22 protein-coding genes are annotated in these 24,487 nt (G+C 44.6%); all 22 read right to left on the reverse strand.

Annotated features, from left to right (window positions below; genetic code table 11):
• Window positions 1–244: 244 nt before the first annotated feature.
• Window positions 245–2,587 (reverse strand): FtsK/SpoIIIE family DNA translocase, encoded by a 2,343-nt coding sequence (locus A8F94_RS12300; RefSeq protein ID WP_066200608.1) that lies wholly within the window; start codon window positions 2,585–2,587, stop codon window positions 245–247.
• 171 nt (window positions 2,588–2,758) lie between these two features.
• Window positions 2,759–2,962 (reverse strand): YlzJ-like family protein, encoded by a 204-nt coding sequence (locus A8F94_RS12305; RefSeq protein ID WP_066200611.1) that lies wholly within the window; start codon window positions 2,960–2,962, stop codon window positions 2,759–2,761.
• On the reverse strand, window positions 2,959–3,687 hold the full coding sequence (locus tag A8F94_RS12310) for a ClpP family protease (RefSeq protein WP_139070107.1): 729 nt from the start codon (window positions 3,685–3,687) through the stop codon (window positions 2,959–2,961). The genes A8F94_RS12305 and A8F94_RS12310 overlap by 4 nt, the downstream gene beginning before the upstream one ends.
• 170 nt (window positions 3,688–3,857) lie before the next feature.
• Window positions 3,858–5,525: a ribonuclease J gene (locus tag A8F94_RS12315; RefSeq protein ID WP_066200617.1), complete on the reverse strand. Its 1,668-nt coding sequence runs from the start codon at window positions 5,523–5,525 to the stop codon at window positions 3,858–3,860.
• Between the two features lie 348 nt (window positions 5,526–5,873).
• Complete coding sequence (gene dapA / locus A8F94_RS12320) at window positions 5,874–6,755, reverse strand: 4-hydroxy-tetrahydrodipicolinate synthase (protein ID WP_066200620.1); 882 nt, start codon at window positions 6,753–6,755, stop codon at window positions 5,874–5,876.
• A gap of 184 nt (window positions 6,756–6,939) precedes the next feature.
• Window positions 6,940–8,187, reverse strand: a complete 1,248-nt coding sequence (gene dapG / locus A8F94_RS12325; protein WP_066200623.1) for an aspartate kinase — start codon at window positions 8,185–8,187, stop codon at window positions 6,940–6,942.
• A 27-nt stretch (window positions 8,188–8,214) separates the two neighbouring features.
• On the reverse strand, window positions 8,215–9,270 hold the full coding sequence (asd, locus tag A8F94_RS12330; RefSeq protein ID WP_066200626.1) for an aspartate-semialdehyde dehydrogenase: 1,056 nt from the start codon (window positions 9,268–9,270) through the stop codon (window positions 8,215–8,217).
• A gap of 185 nt (window positions 9,271–9,455) precedes the next feature.
• Window positions 9,456–10,049, reverse strand: a complete 594-nt coding sequence (dpaB, locus tag A8F94_RS12335) for a dipicolinate synthase subunit B (protein WP_066200629.1) — start codon at window positions 10,047–10,049, stop codon at window positions 9,456–9,458.
• Window positions 10,046–10,948 (reverse strand): dipicolinic acid synthetase subunit A, encoded by a 903-nt coding sequence (dpaA, locus tag A8F94_RS12340; RefSeq protein ID WP_066200632.1) that lies wholly within the window; start codon window positions 10,946–10,948, stop codon window positions 10,046–10,048. Before dpaA ends, dpaB begins: the two co-directional genes overlap by 4 nt.
• A 198-nt stretch (window positions 10,949–11,146) precedes the next feature.
• On the reverse strand, window positions 11,147–11,395 hold the full coding sequence (locus A8F94_RS12345) for a YlmC/YmxH family sporulation protein (protein ID WP_066200634.1): 249 nt from the start codon (window positions 11,393–11,395) through the stop codon (window positions 11,147–11,149).
• Window positions 11,396–11,776: 381 nt separating this feature from the next.
• The gene (locus A8F94_RS12350; protein WP_066200636.1) at window positions 11,777–13,015 is read right to left on the reverse strand and encodes a M16 family metallopeptidase; all 1,239 of its coding nucleotides are present in this window, start codon (window positions 13,013–13,015) and stop codon (window positions 11,777–11,779) included.
• A gap of 78 nt (window positions 13,016–13,093) precedes the next feature.
• On the reverse strand, window positions 13,094–14,059 hold the full coding sequence (locus A8F94_RS12355) for a polysaccharide deacetylase family protein (RefSeq protein ID WP_066200639.1): 966 nt from the start codon (window positions 14,057–14,059) through the stop codon (window positions 13,094–13,096).
• Window positions 14,060–14,171: 112 nt separating this feature from the next.
• Entirely contained in the window at window positions 14,172–16,292 is a 2,121-nt protein-coding gene (gene pnp, locus A8F94_RS12360; protein ID WP_066200642.1) for a polyribonucleotide nucleotidyltransferase, read from the reverse strand.
• A 166-nt stretch (window positions 16,293–16,458) separates the two neighbouring features.
• Complete coding sequence (rpsO, locus tag A8F94_RS12365; protein ID WP_066200648.1) at window positions 16,459–16,728, reverse strand: 30S ribosomal protein S15; 270 nt, start codon at window positions 16,726–16,728, stop codon at window positions 16,459–16,461.
• 157 nt (window positions 16,729–16,885) lie between these two features.
• Entirely contained in the window at window positions 16,886–17,830 is a 945-nt protein-coding gene (ribF, locus tag A8F94_RS12370; protein ID WP_066200651.1) for a bifunctional riboflavin kinase/FAD synthetase, read from the reverse strand.
• Between the two features lie 68 nt (window positions 17,831–17,898).
• On the reverse strand, window positions 17,899–18,822 hold the full coding sequence (gene truB, locus A8F94_RS12375) for a tRNA pseudouridine(55) synthase TruB (protein ID WP_066200656.1): 924 nt from the start codon (window positions 18,820–18,822) through the stop codon (window positions 17,899–17,901).
• A 512-nt stretch (window positions 18,823–19,334) separates the two neighbouring features.
• Complete coding sequence (rbfA, locus tag A8F94_RS12380) at window positions 19,335–19,706, reverse strand: 30S ribosome-binding factor RbfA (RefSeq protein ID WP_066200659.1); 372 nt, start codon at window positions 19,704–19,706, stop codon at window positions 19,335–19,337.
• Between the two features lie 17 nt (window positions 19,707–19,723).
• A complete protein-coding gene (locus A8F94_RS12385; RefSeq protein WP_066202388.1) occupies window positions 19,724–20,002 on the reverse strand; it encodes a DUF503 domain-containing protein in 279 nt (92 codons plus the stop codon).
• Window positions 20,002–22,632, reverse strand: coding sequence for a translation initiation factor IF-2 (infB, locus tag A8F94_RS12390; RefSeq protein ID WP_066200662.1), 2,631 nt, complete (start codon window positions 22,630–22,632; stop codon window positions 20,002–20,004). The genes A8F94_RS12385 and infB overlap by 1 nt, the downstream gene beginning before the upstream one ends.
• A gap of 19 nt (window positions 22,633–22,651) precedes the next feature.
• Complete coding sequence (locus A8F94_RS12395) at window positions 22,652–22,954, reverse strand: YlxQ family RNA-binding protein (protein WP_066200665.1); 303 nt, start codon at window positions 22,952–22,954, stop codon at window positions 22,652–22,654.
• Window positions 22,954–23,235, reverse strand: a complete 282-nt coding sequence (gene rnpM / locus A8F94_RS12400) for an RNase P modulator RnpM (protein WP_066200670.1) — start codon at window positions 23,233–23,235, stop codon at window positions 22,954–22,956. Before rnpM ends, A8F94_RS12395 begins: the two co-directional genes overlap by 1 nt.
• An 18-nt stretch (window positions 23,236–23,253) precedes the next feature.
• A complete protein-coding gene (gene nusA, locus A8F94_RS12405; protein WP_066200672.1) occupies window positions 23,254–24,459 on the reverse strand; it encodes a transcription termination factor NusA in 1,206 nt (401 codons plus the stop codon).
• Window positions 24,460–24,487: the final 28 nt, after the last annotated feature.

The following is a 24,487-nucleotide window of genomic DNA, read 5'->3' on the forward strand; positions in this document are numbered from 1 at the left end:
ATAAATAGGAAATAAACACTTTTCAGAAAAACAAATCTAGTAAAAACCTTCAAATTTCGGTTGACATTTCATCCTTTTTTACCCTTTATCTCTTGAATATAGGCTGTTTGCCATCCAACAGCCACAGTCAGGTTTTACTATTGGCTTGCTAGATTCCTACTATTATTGGTGTCTATTTTATGAAAATTATAGTTCGGTAAAAAAAGAAAAAGACCCCGGAAGGCCTTTTTCAACATTGATTCTATTAACCCATTTCTTCGTTCTGCTTGGCAACCAGGACAGTTCTTGGCTTACTGCCTTCATAGGGCCCGACCACTCCACGTGCCTCCATTTCATCAATAAGCCTGGCCGCCCGAGTGTAGCCAATCCTAAACCGGCGCTGAAGCATCGACACTGATGCTGTCTGCATCTCGACGATCAGTTCGACAGCCTCATCATATAATTCATCTTCTACTTCTCCAACAACTTCCGGCACATCATCCGGAATCATTTCTTCCTGATATTGTGCCTTTTGTTGGGAGATAACATATTCGACTGTGTCTTCAACCTCGTCATCTGAAAGGAAAGCTCCCTGAACGCGAATTGGTTTGGATGCTCCAACAGGAAGGAAAAGCATATCACCTCTGCCGAGCAACTTTTCAGCACCGCCCATGTCCAGTATCGTCCTGGAGTCTGTCATACTCGAAACGGCAAATGCGATACGGGATGGAATATTCGCTTTTATAACACCGGTGATAACATCCACAGACGGGCGCTGCGTGGCAATAATGAGGTGTATGCCTGCTGCCCGCGCCATCTGTGCTAATCGGGTGATTGAATCTTCAACGTCGGAAGAGGCAACCATCATCAGGTCGGCAAGCTCATCCACTATAACCACGATATAGGGCAGAAGAGGCTGGTTATCATTTTCCTCTGCGTTGTGGCGTTTTACATGATCATTATACCCTTCAATGTTTCTAGTACCGGTATGTGAAAACAGCTCATAACGGCGTTCCATTTCGTTTACGACTTTTTTAAGTGCCTGAGAAGCCTTCTTTGGTTCCGTTACCACAGGAGCCAACAAATGAGGAATACCGTTATAAACATTCAATTCGACCATTTTTGGGTCGATCATCATTAATTTTACCTCATGGGGTTTTGCTCTCATAAGCAGGCTCGTGATAATGCCATTTATACAAACACTCTTTCCGCTCCCTGTTGCTCCGGCTACAAGCAAGTGCGGCATTTTATTCAGCTCAGCAAGGACAGCTTCCCCGGTAATATCCCTTCCAAGCCCAATCAAGAGTTTTGAATCAGGACGGTCATTTTTAGAAGATTCAAGAACTTCCCTTAGTGATACCATTGCAACTTCCGAATTTGGAACCTCGATCCCAATCGCTGATTTCCCAGGAATCGGTGCCTCAATCCTGATGTCTTTTGCAGCAAGAGCCAGGGCAAGGTCGTCGTTAAGGCTGACAATTTTGCTTACCTTTACCCCTACATCCGGATGGACTTCGTATTTCGTGACAGCAGGGCCAAGATGGACCTGGGTGACTCTGGCCTTGACACCAAAACTGTTGAACGTCCGCTCAAGCTTGGCGGCATTGGCGTGAATCAGTTCATATTCGCCACTTTGATCAGTCTTTTTAGGCAATTTCAGTAAATTTACCGGCGGCAATTCATAAGCAGTGTTCTCCAATTCCGTAAAGGTTATTGGTGGTGAAATGTCCTCCTCTTCCTTGCCAGCGTTTTTTTCTTTTGGTTTTCCAGGGGACTGCTGCGGGACCTGGCTGTTTTCTTGTTCATACGCCCTATCTGCAAAGCTTGAGATGATTGGCTCTGGAGAAGGCAATTCCTCCTCTATAAAAACAGCCTGGACAGGAACAGTACCGCCTTTGTCTGGCTGCGAGGCAGGTGCTTTTTTCTCTTTCTTTGAAGTCTGGGCTTTTCTTCTTTTCTTCCTCTTTTCTCTCCACTCTGAGAAATCCGCCTTAAATGCTTTCCACTGTTTGGCGAAAAACTCCGTGAAAAACGAAATCAGCTTACCAAGAGCTTCACCAAAGGTTTTACCTGTTAGTAAAATCAAACCAGCGGCAACCAGGAGTCCGGCTATAATTTTCGCTCCTGTTTCGTCAAATAAATAGTGAAGCATCGCGAATAAAAGTGCTCCGATCATCCCGCCGCCAAGGTCACCAGTCGCGGGAGTTCCTTTTGCCTCCAGAAAAAACAGCTTCCAAGTGTTCGAAATGACACTTGGATTTTCAAACGTTCCATTCCTTGAAAGCAGATTAAAAAGAGTGATATGGCTAAGGATTAGCAAAGCCGCCAATATGGAATAGGCGCCGACAAGCCTTCCGTGGAAAAAGAATGGAATTTGCCTCTTCCAAATCATGTAGATGCTTAAAATAAATACCCCGGCGAGGCCTGCCATATGCCATTCTCCGAGCCAGAACCTGAAAAACAGTACGACACCTTTTCCAACCGCACCTAACTCGGCCATGGAAATCACTGACAAGGCAAGGAGAATGAGCCCCGCCAGTTCAAATTTTATTGTTGTTTTAATTGTGCTTTCCCTGTTGCGGGATTGCCTTCGTTTCTTCTTGGCCATTTAAATCACCTATGTATGTATAATCTTTGGGGTATTAGAGCTTAAATAGAACAAGCAGCCCTTCGGCTGCCTTATTCAAGCTGGCAGATGTAAAAAGCCAACTGCCGATTTTCTCTAAACCGTATCCTGATTATACCATAAGCTAGGGTCGGATTGGATAAGCCCGACGTTCTAAAACGAAATTTTTGATCCCGGAGCCCATCTTGAATCCAGGAAATCTCCAGGATTCGTGCTGAGAATCCTGACAATTCTATACCCATCCCCATCAGCTTCTATCTCCATCGGGACTCCCTGAAAGTTGATTATTTGCCTTATTTGCGGTTCAAAAACGGGAGGAAAGATAAGTTCTTCCGGCATCATTGTATATAAAATCATTGAATGAGCGCCTCCTGGTTATTTTTATGAAGCTCAATGAGTTCATTTAACTTTTTCATTGCAGGCCCTAGCCCGCCCACTTCATCTATCAAACCTGTTTCGACTGCATCCCGGCCAATGACATTCGTTCCAATATCCCTTGTCAGGTTACCTTTCGCAAACATCAAGTCCTTGAATGTTTCTTCTTTAATCTTTGAATGTCTAGTCACAAATCTCACAACCCGTTCCTGCATTTTGTCCAGGTATTCGAACGTTTGCGGAACACCGATGACAAGACCTGTAAGCCTGACTGGATGAATGGTCATCGTTGCGGTTTCGGCAATAAAACTATAATCGCATGAAACGGCAATCGGCACTCCAATCGAGTGGCCTCCTCCAAGGACAATCGAAACGGTTGGTTTTGACAAAGATGCAAGGATTTCCGAAATGGCAAGCCCTGCCTCAACATCCCCTCCAACCGTATTCAAAATAACAAGCAGCCCTTCAATCTTTGGATTTTGCTCAATGGCAACGAGCTGTGGAATGATATGCTCATATTTTGTTGTTTTATTTTGGGGCGGAAGAGCCAGATGCCCTTCAATTTGGCCAACAATTGTCATGCAATGGATACTTGAATCATTAGTCATTTGAGGAACATTTGTTGTCCCAAGCTGCTGTATCTTTTCAATGAGAGCTGAAGCTGGTTTTTCTTCACGTGCAGGGCTTTCTTCCCCATTTTCGTTCATTCTGCCGGGTAAAAAGTGTTCATCCATACGTATTCTCCCTTCTATCTTATAGGTCTAGTATTGAACTTTAGGAAAGAAAACATGCCGTTAAAGAGAAAATCCATACTAAACTAATAATCGAAAGCAATAAAAAGTAAAGACACCGGTTTCCCGGTGTCTTTACTTCAGCTCTAAACTTCCATGATAATCGGCAGAATCATTGGCCTGCGTTTTGTTCTTTCGAATAAATATTTATTGAGGTCGTCCCTCATTTCCTGCTTTAAGCTCGACCAGTCAAAGAAATCCCTGGAAATATTTTTCTCAACAATATCACGTACCAGCTTTGAGGATTCCTCCATCAGCTTTTCCGATTCGCGTACATACACGAAGCCCCTTGAAATAATTTCAGGACCTGCCAGAATCTTCTTTTCCTGCCTGGATAGAGTGACAACAACAATTAATGTCCCATCTTGTGAGAGAAGCCTGCGGTCGCGCAGGACAATATTTCCGACATCGCCAACTCCAATTCCGTCAATGAGGATATTCCCGGAAGGCACTTTCCCGCCAGGAATAAATTGCCCGTCCTTAATTTCAACAATTTCACCATTCTCCGGAAGATAGATGCTTTCACGCGGCAAACCGCATTCTCTGGCTATGTTTTCATGTGCCTTAAGCATCCGGTATTCACCATGAACTGGTATGAATAGCTTTGGTTTCATCAGGTTAATCATGAATTTCAGTTCTTCCTGGCTTCCATGGCTTGAAACATGAATCAATTTCTTGTTGGAAACCACATTCGCTCCCGCACGCAGAAGCATGTCCACTGTCTTGGCAAGGAAGAGTTCGCTTCCCCTTAAAGTGGTAGCTGCGATCATGACTGTATCGCCTTCTTTAATATTGACGAGTTTATGCGATTTCCTGGCCATTTTTTGGAGGCCCTCCAACGGTTCTCCCTGGGACCCTGTCATTAAAACAACAACCTTGTCATCCGGGTATTCAGAGATTTCTGAAAGCTGTATAATCAAATCTTCGGAAATCTCAAGGTATCCCAAATCAACTGCAATGTGATAAATACGTTCGAGACTTTTGCCGACAACAGCCACTTTCCTGCCTGTCTGTGCCGCAGTATCAAAAATATGCTGAATTCTGTTAATATCCGAAGCAAAGCATGCCGCAATCAGACGCCCGGGAGCACTATAGAATGTATCGCACATCTCCCTGGCAACTTTTGCTTCTGATGTCGTATAGCCGGGTTTTTCAGCTTCGGTACTGTCTGACAGAAGGCAAAGGACTCCCTGCTCACCAATTTCAGCCATTTTGCCAATATCAGGCCTGTAAAGCCTTGTAGCCCCCTGGTCAAATTTGAAATCTCCGGTATACACAATGGCTCCCTCTGAGGTATGGACACATATTCCAACTGAGCCAGGTATACTATGGTTTGTGCTGAAAAATGATACTGTTACACTTCCCATTTCAACAACAGAGTCCGATGAGATTTCAATGAATTCAGCCTTACCTTTGTATTCCTGTTCTTTTAGCTTGGCGTTGGCTAGTGCCAGCGTCAGCTCTGTCCCGTAAACAGGAACATTTAGTTGCCTCAGGATATAAGGCAACGCCCCGATATGGTCCTCATGGCCATGTGTCAGGAAAATTCCCTTTACTCTTTCCTTGTTATCGATCAGGTAGGATATGTCCGGAATTACTATATCAATTCCCAGCATTTCGTCCTCTGGGAACATGAGCCCGGCATCGAGCACAAAAATATCCCTGTCTACTTCACACAGGAACATATTCTTCCCGATTTCCCCCACCCCGCCAAGCGCGATGATCCTGATGGATTTATTTTTTTTCTTTCGCAATTTCTGTTTCCTCCTATGATGATTTAGCCGACCTTAGATCAGTTACCATCATTATACTTGAACACTGAAAATTATTACAACCATTTCCATACCCAAGGCAGATTCTCTTCAATCTTCCTCCAGGATTTAAAACTGCCATAAATCATTTGGCAATCTTTAAATATATGTCTTTAGCCTATGTATATACACCGGTTTACAGAGTTGATAGCTTTGCATTCCTACCTTTAGGTAAGTCAATGGCTGCTTTTACTCCCTCAGGCTTATTTTCTATAAACGTCTTCATGATAAAAAACAACAGGCTGCGAAGTTCAGCCTGTTGTTTAAATCCATTACGAAGCTTAAAAATCATTATAATGGCTGGTGAATTCCCAATAGCGCCGAAAGATTGGCCCGTTCCTCCGCACTTAGCGGAACTAGCGGGAGTCTTACAGAACCTACATCAAACCCTTTTAACTGCAGTGCTGTCTTGACAGGGACCGGATTGGGAGCTGTAAACAACCCAATCATGATTGGCAGAAGTTCCTGATGCAGCCTTGAAGCCCGTACCGTGTCATTTGCAAGATAAGCTTGAACCATTTCCTGCATCTCGTTCCCAATAATATGGGAAGCTACCGAAACGACTCCATTTCCCCCAATCGCCATGACTGGAAGGGCAAGGCCGTCATCCCCACTGTAGAGGTAGAAATCATCCCTCGTATTCGCAATGATTGTTGTCATTGCATTCAGGTCGCCACTTGCCTCCTTAACAGCAAAGATATTCGGAATCTGGGATAACCGAATAATGGTTTCTGGGGCAATATTAATCGAAGTTCTGCCCGGGATATTATAAATCATTACAGGCAGGGACGTGTTCTCGGCAATTGCCTTGAAATGCTGGTATAATCCTTCCTGGTTTGGCTTGTTGTAGTAAGGGGCTACAACCATAATCCCGTCGACGCCAAGCTGTTCTGCCTTCTTTGTAAGCTCTATTGATTGATACGTATTGTTGCTGCCGGTCCCTGCAATGACAGGAACACGCCCTGCTACTGTCTTGACAGTGTGGGCGAATAAAGCCAGCTTCTCTTCCTTTGAGAGAGTAGGCGATTCACCTGTTGTTCCGGAGACGACAAGTGAATCGGTCCCATTGTCCAGCAGATGGTTAATCAGCTGGGTTGTTTTCGGAAAATCAATATGTCCCTTTTTATCAAAGGGTGTTACCATTGCGGTCGAAACTCGGCCTAAATTGATCATTTTCGATTTCACCTGTCCTTTTTATTAGTTTGGCGGGCTAGGCCCGCCTGGCTAAGGAGACTAGCCTTTTTTAGCTAAAAGAAAAGTATAGATCTATACTTTCCCAGCGCATTAGAAAAACTATGCCATTCGCTGATCAGGCTGGCAATTTCCAGTTCTTCCGTTAAGGCTAGACAGGCATCTGCTATAATATGCCCGGATGTCCAAACTCGCTCTGCTCTTCATTGAGCCCAAAAGCATCATGCAGGGCATTTACGGCCTTTACCAGGTCATCTTGTTTAACAAGAACCCAAATTGTCGTATGGCTGTCAGCAGATTGCAGGATCCTTATTCCTTGTCCTGTCAAGGCTGTAACGATTTTGGCTGTTACACCGGGAACACCCGCCATGCCTGCGCCAACAACGGAAACCTTCGCGCAGCCCCGTTCAATAACTGGATCGTGGCCAAGTTCATTCAGCACCTCGATTGCCTTATCGGCAGAATCCTCAGACACAGTATATACAACCCCGCTTGGCGATATGTTTATGAAATCGACAGAAATCCGTTCATTTGCCATCGCTTTAAAAACCTCAGCCTGAAGATTGTATTGGTCTTTCTTTGCTAGTACCTTGATTTGGGTAACATGTGGAACGTGGGCAATCCCGGTTACCGGGCGCTCCTTTATATCTGCGCCTACCCTTGAACGGACTTGGCCAGTTACAAGTGTGCCCGGTCCGTCTGAATAGGTGGATCGGATTCTCATCGGGACTTTTGCTTGCATGGCAATTTCCACAGCTCTCGGATGGATAACCTTTGCCCCTTGATATGCCATGTTGCACACCTCGGTATAGGTAACAACAGGAAGGGGTCTCGCATTTTCAGCAATTCTTGGGTCTGCTGTCATGATACCTTCTACGTCAGTAAAAATATCAATCCACTCGGCATTGAGCGCTGCTCCGAGTGCTGCAGCGGATGTATCGCTGCCTCCCCTGCCTATCGTGGTTACATCACCATTTTCGGCAGTCCCCTGGAATCCTGCTACGACGGCGACATCGGCATCCTGGAGCTCTTCCACTAGCCTTGCGCAGTCCATTTCAATTATTTTTGCATTAGTGTGGTCATCGTTTGTCCGAAAACCTGCCTGGGCTCCATTCAATGATACCGCCCTAATGCCTGACTCAAGCAGCATTGAAGTAAAAACAATGCTTGAAATAACCTCTCCACAAGCAAGTAGCATATCAACCTCCCTGCGGCTGATTTTGCTTAAGCTTTCGCCTGTAAGAGATAATAATGTATCTGTTGAATAAGGATCACCTTTACGGCCCATTGCCGACACTACGACAACGACCTTGTACCCTTCAGAAAGGGCCTTTTCTATATGTTTTTTGGCTTGAAGCCGTGTTTCTTCATTCCTGACGGATGTACCGCCGAACTTTTGTACGATTACTTTCATTCCTGCACCCCAAAAAATCGGTATGAATTACTTCTCTTTTACGACTCCCAATTTGATCAGGCTTTCTGCAATTTGTACTGAATTCCATGCAGCACCTTTAAGGAGGTTATCTGATACTACCCACATATGGAAGCCTTTATCGTTGTCTAGGTCTTTACGGATTCTTCCGACGAAGACCTCATGTTTGCCAACAGAGTTGACAGGCATCGGATAGATTTGGTTTGCAGGATCATCCTGAAGGACCACTCCTGGTGCATCCTTTAACAATTCCTTCATTTCGCCGGCAGTAACCCCCTCGGAGTCGATTTCAAAATAAACAGATTCCGAATGGCCTGTCTCAACTGGAAGCCTGACGCAAGTAGCCGCAACCTGAAGGCCTGTATCATGCATGATTTTTTTCGTTTCATTTATCATCTTCAATTCTTCGAAAGTAAATCCGTTATCTTCGAAGTTATCAATTTGCGGAATTGCATTGAATGCGATTTGGTAATGCTTTTCCCCCGACTTGACAGGCAGCACCTTTGGTTCGTAGCTCTTACCTTCACTATTGGCCTTGGTTTCTTCCCTTAACTCTTCAATTGCCGCTGCACCGGCACCAGAAACGGCCTGATAGGTAGAAACAATAATTTTTTTAAGGCCGAATTTTTTCCTAACCGGTTCTAGGGCAACGACCATTTGAATTGTTGAACAGTTCGGGTTGGCAATAATGCCTTTGTGAGTATGAACATCTTCTACATTCACTTCTGGAACAACAAGAGGCACCTCAGGGTCCATCCGGAAAGCACTCGTATTGTCAATGACGACAGCTCCGCGTTTTGCGGCTTCCGGTGCAAGTTCCTTAGAGACACTCCCTCCTGCGCTGAACAGGGCAATATCAATCCCCTCGAAGCTCTCAGGCTTTGCTTCCTGAACTGTATGCTGCACACCATTTACACTTATTGTTTTGCCTGCAGACCTAGCTGAAGATAGCAAGACAAGCTTTTTTATAGGAAAGTCCCTCTTTACAAGAGTATCAATCATTTGCTGGCCAACAGCGCCGGTTGCGCCGACGACAGCAACAGTATATCCATTTTGTCCATTCATTCTAACCCAAGACTCCTTCCGTCCATGCGTATCTTAAAAGTGATTTCATCTGGGAATGATCACGTAAAGTTCCCATATGTATAAAGGGTCAGCGGGCAAAAACCCGCTGATGCTTTTCTACATTTTAACACATTCCCTTGTTAATGAAAGTCTTAAAACCTTTTTGCTGTAGCAAAAAGCTTTATTCAGTCAAGATATCTTTCTACCAGAACGGGTTGGAGTTGTTTTCCTTCAATGGCAGCCTCGACTGTTTCTTTCAATTGTGCCATTCTGGCAACCATAGAGTTCGGTTTATTTACAGGATCATCCTGGCCAAACGGGATAAAGTATATATGTTTGGATGCCATCAGACGCATTAAGTTTACACCATTTAGGCCAAGTGCGTCATTTGTTGAAATTCCGAGCACCACAGGCTTCTGATTCCTGAGCGTTGCTTTGGCTGCCATTAAAACGGGGGAATCGTTTATGGCATTTGCGAATTTACTCATGGATGCACCTGTCATCGGTGCAATCACCATGCAATCCAGTGGGGTTTTCGGGCCGAGCGGCTCTGCTTTAACAATTGAATCGATCGCTTCATTTCCTGTAGCTTCTACAATTCTCGCTATCCAGTCCTCTCCTTTTCCAAATCGGGTTTCAGTGTTTTTTACAGTAAACGTTACGATTGGAATAACTTCGGCTCCTTCACTGACAAGCTTTTCAATCTGTGGGAATACCTCGTCATATGTGCAGTGAGAGCCAGTTAGGCCAAATCCAATCCGTTTCCCTTTAAGTTTCATATTGATTTCCCCTTTCGATTCTTTAGGTCACCCTGGAGCAGCTGTGATAACACGTTCGCTAAGATTTGCCCGGCTGTTTTCGGTGCAACGATCCCAGGAAGGCCTGGAGCGAGAAGCGCTTTAATTCCCCGCTTTTCTGCATACCTGAAGTCCGTGCCGCCCGGCTTGGAAGCCAAGTCAATAATCAATGTATGTGAGGCCATTTTTGAGATAACAGATGCGCTAACAATCGGGTGAGGAATTGTGTTGATAACAATATCGGCATCTCGTATTTCTTTTTCAATTTCTGACAAATGAAAAGGATGGATGCCCATCTCGGTAATCCGGGCAAGATGCTCAGATTTTCTTGCTCCAGCCTTAACCTTTGCTCCGAGAACATGAAAGGTCCTTGCTACACTCATCCCAGTCCGTCCAAACCCAAGGACGGCTACATTTGATCCGTGAATAGTAAAATCGGTGTGCTGAATAGCCATCATGATTGTGCCTTCGACAGTTGGTATGGAGTTATAGATAGCCACATCATCACGCTCAAACAAGAGAACGAGGCGGCGTTTCGCCTTTTTGACTATTCCGGTTAAATAGCTGTTTGTAATACCTGAAAAAATGGTGCATGTTTCGGGAGTTTTAGCCAGAATCTCATCAGTCAGCACGACTTGTTCATTTGAAAATATCGTTTCAACATGGCCATCCATGCTCGTTCCCGATACAGGTAAGATCAATGCATCATACATTGAAAAATCAGCTTCCGCCAACTTTTCCTTTTGTGCTCCGGTAAAGGCGTGATCCAATTGTTCAAACCCGATAAGTGACAGTTTGGCATCCAATTCAGTCAGTTTCCTGATGATTTCCAGCTGCCTGGCATCGCCGCCCATAATGGCTATCTGCATTCCTGTCAGCATGAAATGCTTCACCTTCTTTTTTACAGATTCCACTCGTTTTACTTCTGCCTAATTCACGCTACTTGACATTTTATGTTTTTGGCTTGGAAGAGGTGAAAGCATTCAGTTTCCGTTTTAAAAATCCCATACTCATGCACAAATAGTAAAAGGCCTCCGCTCTAAACGGAGGCCTTTCGTTCGTATTTATAGCAGCCAGGCTTAGCTTTCGTCCCGGCCAGGAATATCAATAATAATCATATCGGCACCTATCTTTTTAACATGCTTCCAATGGACCCGAATCTCCTCTCCCTGCTTCCTGAATCCGAACCATTTTAATGAAGGGATGAGCAGTGCCTGTATTTGACCGGTCTGCTCGTTGATTTCAAGGTCAGTCTGCCCTAAAACTCCAAGCCTTTCTGCCCTTTTGACGTCTACGATCTCTTTGCCGCTTAATTCACTCAATCTCATGCTCCTTGCCCCCTGTCAGCCCTTTTTATTAGTTTATAGTCACTTGGAGGCAAATAGACTACTTTTCCCAAAACGGATTCTTTCACAGCACCTCTTACTAAGATGACTCTCAACGTGTTGAGGAATCTACTTGGAAGTATGCTGGCGGCACCAGGCAAAAAACTTCACCTGCCTGTTCTAATCTCCTAAAAGTGGAAACCTTCAAACTTATCGTTAAGCATAATCCAAGGATTCAGCTTTTCTTATAAAGTCTACTCTATTGACGACCATACCATGTGTTTATGGCTATTATGATCAGCAAGAATCTTATAGTTAACGACCTTAACAGAACCGCAAGAAGCTAAAAAAAACAGCCATTGCGGACGCAATGGCTGTTTGATGTTATTTCAATAAGTTGGGGAGTTCCCCATCAGGGCTAATCAAAGAGACTGAATAATGGTCTGTAAAGATTTTATTGGCTAGACTGTCAACACCAAGCTTTGTTACACTGTCGATTTCTTCAATAATTTCATCCAATGAGCGATGGTATTTAAGAATGAGTTCATTTTTACCATTGCGGCTCATCCTGCTGTTCGTGCTCTCTAAGCTTAGCATTAGACTTCCCTTAAGCTGTTCCTTGCTATTGGCCAACTCTTTATCTGTTATTCCATCCCGTTTAAGTGTATCGAGAGTCTCCTGAATCGTATCAAAAAGAAGGTTTAGCTGCTTCGCGCCAGTACCCCCATAGATGGTCACAATACCACTGTCCTGGTAGGCTGAATGATAGGAAAACACGGAATAAGCAAGACCCCTTTGTTCACGGACATCCTGAAATAAGCGGCTGCTCATGCTTCCTCCAAGTACATTATTCAGGACTATCAAACTGTAGATATCTTCATGGCCAACCTTCAGCCCTTCAAATCCAATGCAAAGATGAGCCTGTTCCGTTTCTTTTTTACGAGACAAGCGATTGGCATGGAAAACGGGTTTATCATCACTGATATCCGCCCTTCCACCTTCATATGACCCAAATTGCTTTTCTACTTTGCCTATGAAGGTCTCGGCAATATTACCGGCAATCGAGATGACAACATTTTCGGGTGTATAATGGCTATGGATGTACTCCTTTAGTTTAGTGCTGTTAAAGGTTTCAAGGGTGCTTTCCGTTCCCAGTATCGGATAACCGAGCGGATGGGTTTCGTATACAGCTTTACTGAGCAGGTCATGAACAATGTCATCTGGTGTGTCATCGTACATTTTGATTTCTTCAAGGACAACATTTTTCTCTTTTTTCAATTCTCCTTCATCAAAAACCGAATTGAAGAACATATCCGAAAGTACTTCTAGTGCAAAATCTGCATGGGTATCAAGAACCTTTGCATAATAGCACGTATATTCCTTTGAAGTAAAAGCATTTACCTGGCCGCCAATACTGTCGAATGATTCGGCAATTTCCCGAGCTGTACGGGTTTTTGTTCCTTTAAAAAACATGTGCTCAAGGAAATGAGAGATGCCATTGGTTTCTGGCATTTCATTTCTTGAACCAGTGCCAATCCAGATACCTATTGCAACCGATCGGACAGTCGGAATATTTTCTAGTACAACCCTTACTCCATTTTGGCATGTATATTTCTTAATCATTGAATTCCTCCTGTTCTTGGGCAACTGCTGCGGCTATTCTTAGATTATTTTACATGTTTGTTCCGATTTCTCCAAATTTTAGCGCTTTTTAACTTGAGCCGGGTGTATCCTATCTTCGGATAGCAGCTCGGACACAGTGGCTATTTTCAGGTTTTTCTCTTTTAGAGACAAAATCATTCGCTCCAATGCTGCGGCAGTCGGTTCAGTTGGGTGCATCAGTATGATCGAACCATTACCTGCTTTTGTTGTAACCCGCTTAAGTATAGTTTCTGGGCTTGGCTTTTGCCAATCTATAGTATCAACTGTCCACATAATGGTTCCGAGCTTCAAGGTTGCAGCAAGTTCTGCAGTATTCGTTCCGAGACTTCCGCTCGGCGGCGCAAACCACCTGCTTTTTTTCCCCGTTGTTGCTTCAATCACATCATTTGTTTTACGAAGCTCCTCCAGCGCCCGCTCTCTGGTCACTTTGGCCATATCTACATGTGAATAGGAGTGATTCCCTACTTCATGCCCGCCATCTACAATCATCTTAGCGAGATCGGGGTATTTTTTTACCCAATTGCCTTCCAGAAAAAAACTTGCGTAAACGTTTTGCTTTTTCAGGACGGCCAGCATATCTGGCAAATATTCATTTCCCCACGCAACATTGACTGCAAAAGCAACCATCGGTTTAGATGGATTTCCCCTATAAAGCGGAGCGGGTGGAAGGTCTTCAAGATGGACTTTTGGCCGTATTTCCTTGAAAATCAGTTTTGAAGGATCATATTTGCCGGCTTTTTTCATTTTTTTATAAGATGCTTCCATATCGACTTCATAACCATTGTAGCCAGGAATGCGTTTCCATACTTTGTCAATTTTTGCATCTTGGGCTGCTATATTTTTTTCTGCAGCTGCAGCTTCAATTTTTTCATAGAGTGGGTCCTTTTGTTTGAGTGCAGGCATAGAGTTTGTTTTCATAGCCTGGATATAGCCAGAAACATATGGGTTGTTAATTGCCAAAAGTACAAGTATGCAAGTTATAAGAAATAAGAAACCCCTTTTCATTCTTTTACCCCCTTTCCTACACAGTATGTTATGTATCTAGAGGGAAGAACATGCCCTGACCAAACGAAAAAGGAGGTTGCCACTAGTATGGACAGCCTCCTTGCAAAGTATTTTATTTGCTTTCCTGTTCAGCTTTCTCACGCTGTTCTTTTAGGACAGCCTTGCGGGAAAGGTTAACACGGCCTTGTCTGTCGATTTCAGTTACTTTCACAAGCATTTCGTCACCGATTTTGACAACGTCCTCGACCTTGCCCACCCGTTCTTCAGCAAGCTCGGAAATATGGACCAGCCCGTCCTTGCCGGCGAAAATTTCTACGAAGGCACCGAATTTTTCAATTCGTTTTACCTTACCAAGATAATACTCGCCTACAACTACTTCACGGACGATATCCTCAATGATCTTCTTCGCTTTCTGGTTCATTTCCTCATTTGTAGAAGCAATGAAAACCGTACCATCCTGCTCGATATCGATTTTTACGCCAGTTTCTTCAATAATCTTGTTAATCTGTTTACCGCTAGGACCAATAACATCCCTGATTTTATCCGGGTTGATTGTCATCGTCAAAATCTTTGGTGCATATTGGGACAACTGAGCCCTTGGTTCTGACAAAGTAGCAAGCATGGATTCAAGAATCTGCATGCGGCCTTTTTTCGCCTGTTCAAGCGCTTCTTCAAGGATGTCACGGGATAATCCTTCTATCTTAATATCCATTTGAAGGGCAGTTACCCCTTTGGAAGTACCAGCGACCTTGAAGTCCATGTCACCAAGGTGGTCTTCCATTCCCTGGATATCTGTAAGTACTGTATAATGCTCTCCGGATTTAACCAACCCCATTGCAATACCTGCTACAGGAGCTTTGATTGGAACCCCGGCATCCATCATGGCGAGAGTGCTGGCACAAATACTCGCCTGTGATGTCGAACCATTCGATTCAAGCACCTCGGACACGAGACGGATTGTATACGGGAAATCCTTCTCGGAAGGAATCACTGGCTCAAGTGCGCGCTCACCAAGTGCACCGTGTCCAATTTCGCGGCGGCCTGGCCCCCTTATAGGACCTGTTTCACCTACAGAGAAGAGAGGGAAATTATAATGGTGCATAAACCGCTTTTCTTCTTCAAGCCCAAGGCCATCCAGAATCTGAACGTCGCCCATTGCACCAAGAGTACAGATGCTGAGCGCCTGAGTCTGGCCGCGTGTAAACAAGCCGGAGCCATGTGTACGGCTCAACAGGCCGACTTGTGAAGACAGAGGACGGATTTCATCGACACCGCGTCCGTCTGGACGAACTTTTTCCTCAGTTATCAATCGGCGTACTTCATCCTTAACTAACTTGTCGAGGATTTGTTTAACCTGTTTCAGATCTTCATCGGTTGCTTCTTGATCTATATACTTTGCAAGAACTGCATCCTTCACTTCTTTGATGGCAGCTTCTCGGGCATGCTTTTCCTGAACCTGGATAGCGGAAATCATATCTTTTTCACAAATCTCAAGTACTTCTGCCTTCAATTCCTGATCAACTTCATAAAGTTTAATTTCACGCTTTTCCTTGCCCACAGCTTTTACAATCTCATCCTGGAATGCAATAAGGCGTTTGATTTCATCATGCCCGAACATAATTGCTTCCAGCATGACCTCCTCAGGCACTTCAAGCGCACCTGCCTCAACCATGTTGATTGCATCTCTTGTTCCGGCTACAGCAAGGTGAATATCGCTCTTTTCAGCTTGTTCAACAGTTGGGTTGATGACGAACTTGCCATCGACACGACCGACGATCACACCAGCAATCGGCCCTTGAAATGGGATGTCGGAAACGCTAAGCGCTATCGAAGATCCCAACATTGCCGCCATATCTGAAGGGCAATCCTGATCTACACTCATAACAATCGAGATAACTTGTACATCATTACGGAAGCCATCAGCAAAAAGCGGACGGATTGGACGGTCAATCAGGCGGCTCGCAAGGATTGCCTTTTCACTTGGCCGACCCTCACGCTTAATGAAACCGCCAGGAATTTTACCTACAGCATATAGGCGTTCTTCATAGTTTACTGTTAACGGAAAGAAATCGACATTTTTCGGTTCCTTGGAAGCAGTAGCTGTGCTAAGTACTGCTGTGTCACCATAACGGACCAATGCCGCCCCGTTTGCTTGCTTTGCCAGCTGTCCAATTTCAACGGTAAGCTTGCGGCCTGCCCAATCAATGGAGAACTCTTGTTTCGTTGATTCCATATATTTATTACCCCTCTTTCTGGCTAAATCCTTTTAAACCATCACTACTATTAGATATCAAATTAATTATAGTATTTACAAGATACCGGTGTCTTAAAAATATGTATGGGGCTTCTTTTTAATTTTTACCTAACAAAAAAGCGGGAAGATTCCCGCTTCTTTTCGACTATCGACGTAAGCCAAGCTTATTGATTAACTCACGGTAGCGTTGAACGTCTTTGTTACGCAGGTAAGTAAGCAAGTTACGGCGCTTACCAACCATTTTCAAAAGGCCACGGCGTGAGTGGTGATCTTTCTTGTGGGTACGCAAATGTTCGTTCAGATTATTAATTGATTCAGTAAGGACAGCGATTTGGACCTCAGCAGATCCAGTGTCGGCTTCATGAGTTTTGTACTCATTGATCAATTCGTTCTTGCGTTCTTGTGTTAATGCCATCCTGGTTCACCTCCTAAAATTTCAATCCCCATTTACTGAGCAAGCGCCGGTGATTCGACATGCCAAGCAAAGGTTCTTTTGATACGTTAATAAGAATACAACTTTTCCAGTCAAAAAGCAAGAAAAAACCGAAAGTCTCACAATTTATTCGACTTAATCAAAAATCCAGGCCGAAATGTGCCGCAGCTCTCTCCTTGTCTTTGCTGATTTGCTTAACTAATTCGTCTATCCCAGAAAACTTCTGTTCCTTACGCAAATATGTATGCCATTCGACAATCGCACTTTGCCCATATATTTCCTTGCTGAAATCGAATATATGGACTTCAATGGAAGGTTTGCCAATTTCTTTTTTAAAAGTCGGCTTGTGGCCTAAATTACATACACCATAATGCCAATCTCCATTAACATGAATCCGGACAGCATAAACTCCCAGTGGCGGCAATAAATAATCTCCACCGAGCTCTACATTGGCTGTGGGAAATCCAATCGTTCTCCCCCGTTTATCACCATGGACAACTGTTCCAGCGGTTGTATACATTCTGCCAAGCAGGTCTTTCATTTCTTCCATCCTGCCTTCAGACATACATTTTCTAATTAGGGTGGAACTAATTTTCTCCCCATTCCGTTCAAGTTTTTCAACAGTGGAGAAAGAAAACTGTCCCCTCGAATGGAACGGCAAGGTCTCCATCGTTCCTTTTCCCATCCGGCCATACGAATAATCAAATCCCGCAGAGACATGTTTGATATTTAATCCGATAATGTAAAAATCAATGAATTCCTGGGGTGTCAGATTTGCAAATTTATGTGAAAATTCACAAATAAACAATATATCAGCACCTGTTTCGCCTATCAGCCTGATTTTTTCATGAAGAGGAGTAATATATTCAATATCCTGTTCCATCCTGCCTAATACGACCTTCGGATGGGGATGGAAGGTCATTACGGCCGTTTTTAATCCCTTTTGCTCAGCATGCAGCCGGGCATCAGAAATAACTTTTTGATGGCCAAGATGAACCCCATCAAAATAACCAAGTGCAACCGCTGATGGCGGCAACATATTTTTATCAATTTTATGGGGAAATCCAAGCTTGATAACTTCCACTGCGGTTCACCTTTCCTGTTAAAGCAACTGCCCAATTCCTGGGGGTTTAGTCCCCATGCCCATTTTGTTCATTCGCCGCTGCCAGTCCAAAGTACTTTCACTGGCTTCATCAATCCATCCTTTTCAGGGTGCTTTTGATAAATGGCGAAGACCTGCCCGGACATGCCTTCTAAAACGATGGGGCCGGAATGGTTGCTGAATTCTTCGGGTATACGAAGCCGCACCCCGTTCTTCACTTTCTCTGCTAATGTATCATTTATCCTGTATTTCGGCAAATTCAACAGCGCACTCGCTATCGGTTTCAACGCCCTTTCAATCTCGCCCTTTGCCATCAACTCCTCGATTTCCGAAAAGGTAAGGCAATCTTCAAGGCTATAGGACGCAGAGCGGATCCGGACAAGCGAAGACATATGAGCCGGGTAACCGAGCTTCTCGCCTATCATCACTGCAAGGGTCCTTATATACGTTCCTTTACTGCAGACCGCCCTGAATTTAAATGTAATTGTTTCACCAGCGAATTCATCCCGTTCATCAAGCAGTTCAAGGCTGTAAATCGTCACCATCCGGGAAGGCCTTTCGACTTCAATTCCTTTTCGGGCATATTCATAAAGCCTTTTTCCATTAACCTTGACGGCCGAATACATAGGTGGAGTCTGTTCAATCTCTCCAGTCAGTGTTGACAGGACATCCAGCACCTCCCGCCTGCTAATGACTCGGTTGATTGGCAGACGGCTGACTTCCAGACCTGATGCATCTTCTGTTTCTGTTGAAAAACCGAGCGTCACTTCCCCTTCGTACGCTTTTCCAGCGTCCGTTATGTATTCCGCGACTTTCGTGGCTCTTCCAATACAAATTGGCAGCACACCCGTGACATCCGGATCAAGTGTCCCAGTATGTCCGACCTTTTTTGTTTTCAGGATTTTCCTCAATTTGAACACACAGTCATGGGATGTCATCCCTGCCGGTTTGAACAGCGGTAGTATACCCTCCATTGGATCAGCTCCTTTCGGGTTGTTATATAAAAATGGATTTTTAAAGGTCTGTTGATCTTTGGGCGATGCTGGAGCAGTTCTGCACACATCTGTTAGTGACCTTGTTCTCCAGTTATATTTACAAATTCACATAGAGTCGATATCAATGACTTTGTCACACAATTGTTAACTGCAAAGTCACTTACAGCCATTATTAATGACCTTGTCACACAATTTTTAACTGCAAAGTCACTTACAGCCTTTATTAATGACTTTGTCACACAATTGTTAACTGCAAAGTCACTTACGGCTTTTATTAATGACTTTGTCACACAATTTTTAACTGCAAAGTCACTTAGAGCTTCTTGCATCATATATATTACCGTGAAGGCAGTGGAGCAAAGCTGTGTTTAACTTTTTAAGAATACATTCTTTAATATCCAAGATCCATCCTTTAAAAAAAGCAGACCTAGGGCGAAGCTCCGCCCCTTTACCACAGCAAAGATGGATAGACATTTGTCTATCCATCCCATTTACTCTTCTTTTCCTTCGGATGACTCTTTATCTTCATTTTGAATCTTGGTGAGCAACGTCTCAATTCGGTTGCCGTAATCAATTGATTCATCAAATTCAAAGCTGATTTCCGGAGTTTTACGAAGGCGGATTCGGCTTCCGATTTCGGACCGGATGAACCCTTTCGCTTTGGCAAGGCCCTTCAGCGTATTTTCCCTTTGTTCCTCGTCACCCAAAACGGAAATATAAACAGTTGCCTGCTGGAGATCTCCAGTTACCTGGACATCAGTCACAGTCACGAACCCAATTCGCGGATCCTTAATTTTGCGGCCGATGATTTCACTTAATTCCTTTTTCATTTGTTCCCCAACACGGTTAGCTCTATGGCTCATGTCAGTCACCTCTTATCTTAAAGCCATTCTATATCGGTGATAGTTCTTTCAATTTCAGGAAATGAATCAATGAGTTTGATGGCATTTTGCAGTTCCCGTTCGGCAGGGACCTTCGCGGATGCAACGCTGGCGACAGCAATCGCTGTCCTTTGCCATGCATCCTGAAAGTCCACTTCCGATACGGAAACATTGTACTTTTGCCGGATACGAGTGATGATTCTTTGCAGGACGGCCCGCTTATCCTTTAAGGAAGCCGCATCATAAATCAAACACTCGCACCTGGCAATGCCAATAATCATTTCCTTTCCACTTCCTCCATTACAAACGCCTCAAAGATGTCTCCTTCTTTTACATCATTGAAGTTCTTGATGGTGATTCCACATTCGTATCCTTGGGCCACTTCCTTGGCATCATCCTTAAAGCGCTTCAGTGCATCAATCGTACCTTCAAAAATAACAACACCGTCACGAATGACACGGATACCGCTATCTCGGGTAATCTTGCCATCTGTTACATATGAACCGGCAATCGTACCAATTTTAGATACCTTAAATGTCTGGCGGACTTCAGCCTGCCCAATAACTTTCTCCTGGAATTCAGGATCAAGCATACCCTTCATAGCAGCTTCGATCTCTTCAATTACCTTGTAAATAATCCTGTGCAGGCGCATATCAACTTTTTCAGCCTCAGCTGCACGCTTTGCATTCGCATCAGGCCGTACATTAAATCCAATGACGATAGCATTTGAAGCAGCTGCTAGGGTGATGTCCGATTCATTAATAGCACCGACTCCGGTATGGATGATTCGGATATTTATTCCTGGAACATCGATTTTCATAAGTGATCCAGCCATTGCTTCTGCAGAACCTTGAGCATCGGCTTTAATAATGATGTTTAAGTCTTTCATTTCCCCTAGTTTTAACTGTTCAAACAAGTTATCGAGACTAACGCGGGTCTTCTCGCCACGGGATGCTGCGAGAGCCTGCTGCGCGCGGGCTTCTCCGACATGCCTTGCAGTTTTTTCATCTTCAAATACGACAAAACGGTCACCAGCCTGTGGAACATCGCTCAAACCTGTAATTTCAACAGGGGTAGACGGTCCTGCCTCTTTTACACGGCGGCCTTTGTCATTGACCATGGCGCGGACACGGCCGTAGGCTCCACCGACAACGATAGGGTCACCAATTTTCAATGTACCGTTTTGGACAAGAAGGGTGGCAACTGAGCCGCGGCCTTTGTCAAGCTGCGCTTCAATAACCGTTCCGACTGCTCTGCGGTCAGGATTGGCTTTGTATTCTTCTACTTCGCTGACTAGAAGGATCATTTCTAGAAGGTTGTCGATTCCTTCTCCTGTCTTGGCTGAAATTGGAACAAAAATAGTGTCACCGCCCCATGCTTCTGGAACAAGGGCATGTTCGGTTAATTCCTGCATCACTTTATCAGGGTTGGCGGTCGGCTTATCCATTTTGTTTACTGCAACAATAATTGGAACCTCGGCAGCTTTTGCATGGTTGATTGCTTCAACTGTTTGCGGCATAACACCATCATCTGCTGCAACAACAAGAATAGTGATATCCGTAATTTTGGCGCCTCGAGCCCGCATCGTTGTGAAAGCAGCGTGGCCAGGTGTGTCCAGGAATGTAATCTTTTTGCCATTTTCATCTACCTGATAGGCACCGATATGCTGGGTAATCCCCCCTGCTTCACCTTCAGATACCTTTGTATGGCGTATCGAGTCAAGCAATGTGGTTTTCCCATGGTCTACGTGGCCCATAATGGTAACGACAGAAGGCCTCTCGACAAGGTTCTCGGTTTCATCTTCTGTGAAATACACTTCAAGATCAGTTGTATCTATTTTGATTTCTTCTTCTACTTCAACGCCGTATTCACCCGCAATCAATTCAATCGCATCTTTATCCAATTCCTGGTTAATTGTTGCCATTACACCAAGAAGGAACAGCTTTTTGATGATTTCAGATGGTTCCCTATAAAGCTTCTTCGCCAGTTCTGCGACAGTCAGGGATTCGCTGAAGGTAATTTTAGCAGGAAGCTCGCGTTCCTTTTTAACCTGAGGTGCTGGCTGTTGCTGCGGCCTCTTGCCAGGCTTATTGTTGCGGTTTTGTCCCTGGCCAGGCTTATTAGAAGCTTTCCCTTTATTGAATGCTTTATTTTCTTTTGATTTGTAATCATTTTCCTTCTTTTTGCTATCAACAGTTTTTGGTGCTGCTGGCTTAGAAGGACGTTGGTTTCCCTGTCCCTGTGGACGGCCTTGTTGCTGTGTAGCAGCTTGCGGCCTCGCATCACGATTGCCTTGCGGGCGATTTTGGCTACCTTGAGGACGGTCGCCTTGTGGACGAGCCGGACGATCTCCTTGCGGGCGATTCGGACGATCGCCTTGCGGACGGTTCGGACGGTCGCCTTGCGGGCGGTTCGGACGGTCACCTTGCGGACGGTTCGGACGGTCGCCTTGCGGGCGGTTCGGACGGTCGCCTTGTGGACGAGCCGGACGATCCCCTTGAGGACGGTTCGGACGATCACCTTGCGGACGGTCACCTTGCGGGCGGTTCGGACGATCGCCTTGCGGTCGGTCACCTTGCGGGCGGTTCGGTCGGTCGCCTTGAGGACGATTCGGTCGGTCGCCTTGCGGGCGATTTGGACGGTCGCCTTGTGGACGATTTGAACTTTCGCCTTGCGGACGGCCCTCACGATTTCCCTGTGGCCGGTTTTGAGGCCTTGAATGAACAGCCGTCTGTGGCTGGCTATCCTGTTTTTTATTGTAAATGGCTTCGAGCTTATTAAAAGCATCGGATTCGATGGTAGCCATATGATTGCTGACTTCTATATTCATATCTTTCAATTTTGAGATTACATCCTTACTTGAAACATTGTATTTCTTTGCGTATTCATATACACGAGTTTTACTCATTCTTTCACCCCCGCTAAAATTAATCGAGCAGTGTCATCAATTTAGTGGCGAACCCATCATCCAGTACAGCTACTACTACCCGCGCCTCTTTGCCAATTGCGGAACCGAGCTCTTCCCGGCTGTCAACAATCTTGTAAGGAACTGAATAGCTGCTGCACTTATCTGTGACTTTTTTGGCGGTATTTGAAGACGCATCTGCAGATAAAAGGACTAATTTTGCCTTTCCACTCCGGATTTCTTTTATAGAAAGTTCTTCACCGGATATGACTTTTCGTGCCCGATTTGCCAAGCCAAGCAATGACATCCATTGATTTGTTTTCATCAGGATTGCCGTTTCTCCTTCTCAATGAGCCCAAGCAGCTCTTCATATAAAGCAGGATCTATGCTAGTTTGTAAATGGTTTGCTAAACTGTTTTTCTTTTGTGCCAAAAGGATTGCTTCACGATTAAGTGAAAGGTATGCACCACGGCCCGACTTTTTTCCGGTCGGATCAATCGATACGTCCCCTTCTTTGGAACGGACGATGCGAACAAGTTCTTTTTTTGGTTTCATTTCACCCGTAGCGACACATTTTCGCATTGGGATCTTTTTCATTTTGTTCACTGCTGCTCCCTCCGGTCCTTAACGCTTATCCTCGTCTTCATCTTCGTACTCATCGTCATATTCTTCATCATAATCATCGTCAGAGTACTCTTCTTCATAGTTATCATCATATTCGTAATCGTCTTCCTCGTAAAACTCTTCATCTTCATCAAAAAGCCTGATCGTTTCTTCACGAGGGAAGATTCCTAATTCACGTGCATCCGTTTCCGACTTGATGTCAATTTTCCAGCCAGTCAGCTTTGCTGCAAGGCGGGCATTCTGGCCTCTTTTGCCAATAGCAAGTGAAAGCTGGTAGTCAGGAACGACGACTGTCGTAGCTTTCTCCGCTTCATTTACATTAACATCAAGGACCTTGGACGGGCTTAGTGCATTTGCTACAAATACAACCGGGTCATCCGACCACTTTACAATATCGATTTTTTCACCCTTCAATTCGTTAACGACTGCCTGAACACGTGCTCCCTTTGGTCCAACACAGGCGCCGACCGGATCGACTTCACCATTTTCCGAATGGACGGAAATTTTTGATCTGTCGCCAGCTTCCCGCGCAACCGATTTGATTTCAACAGTCCCGTCATAAATTTCCGGAACTTCAATTTCAAAAAGGCGCTTCAGAAGGCCAGGATGGGTCCGTGAAACAAATATTTGCGGCCCTTTTGTTGTCTTTTCAACCTTAGTTATGAAAACCTTAATCCGGTCATGCGGCTTGTATTGTTCATTTGGCATTTGTTCATTAATCGGAAGCAAAGCTTCTATTTTGCCAAGGCTTACATAGATAAACTTTGAATCGATCCTCTGAACGATGCCTGTCATAATATCCTCTTCGCGGTCAATAAATTCGGAATAGATGATTCCTCGCTCTGCTTCCCTGACACGCTGAGTAACAACCTGTTTGGCAGTCTGGGCTGCAATCCGGCCAAAATCCTTCGGCGTTACCTCCATCTCGACGACATCCTCAACCTGATAGTTCGGGTTAATTAGCCTTGCCTCATCGATCGAGATTTCAAGCCTGGGATCAAATACCTGGTCAACAACCTCTTTTCTTGCAAAAACACGCATGGTTCCTGTTTGCATGTTCAGGTCAATCCGTACATTTTGCGCCTGGTTGAAATTGCGGCGGTATGCCGAAATAAGTGCTGCTTCAATTGCTTCAATCAAAACATCCCTGGAAATCCCCTTATCTCTTTCCAGTATCGTCAGAGCATCCATTAATTCGCTGCTCATTTGAATAAATCCCCCTTTAACCTCATAT

Source organism: Bacillus sp. FJAT-27225 (assembly GCF_001685025.1).
Classification (GTDB): Bacteria; Bacillota; Bacilli; order Bacillales; family Cytobacillaceae; genus Bacillus_D.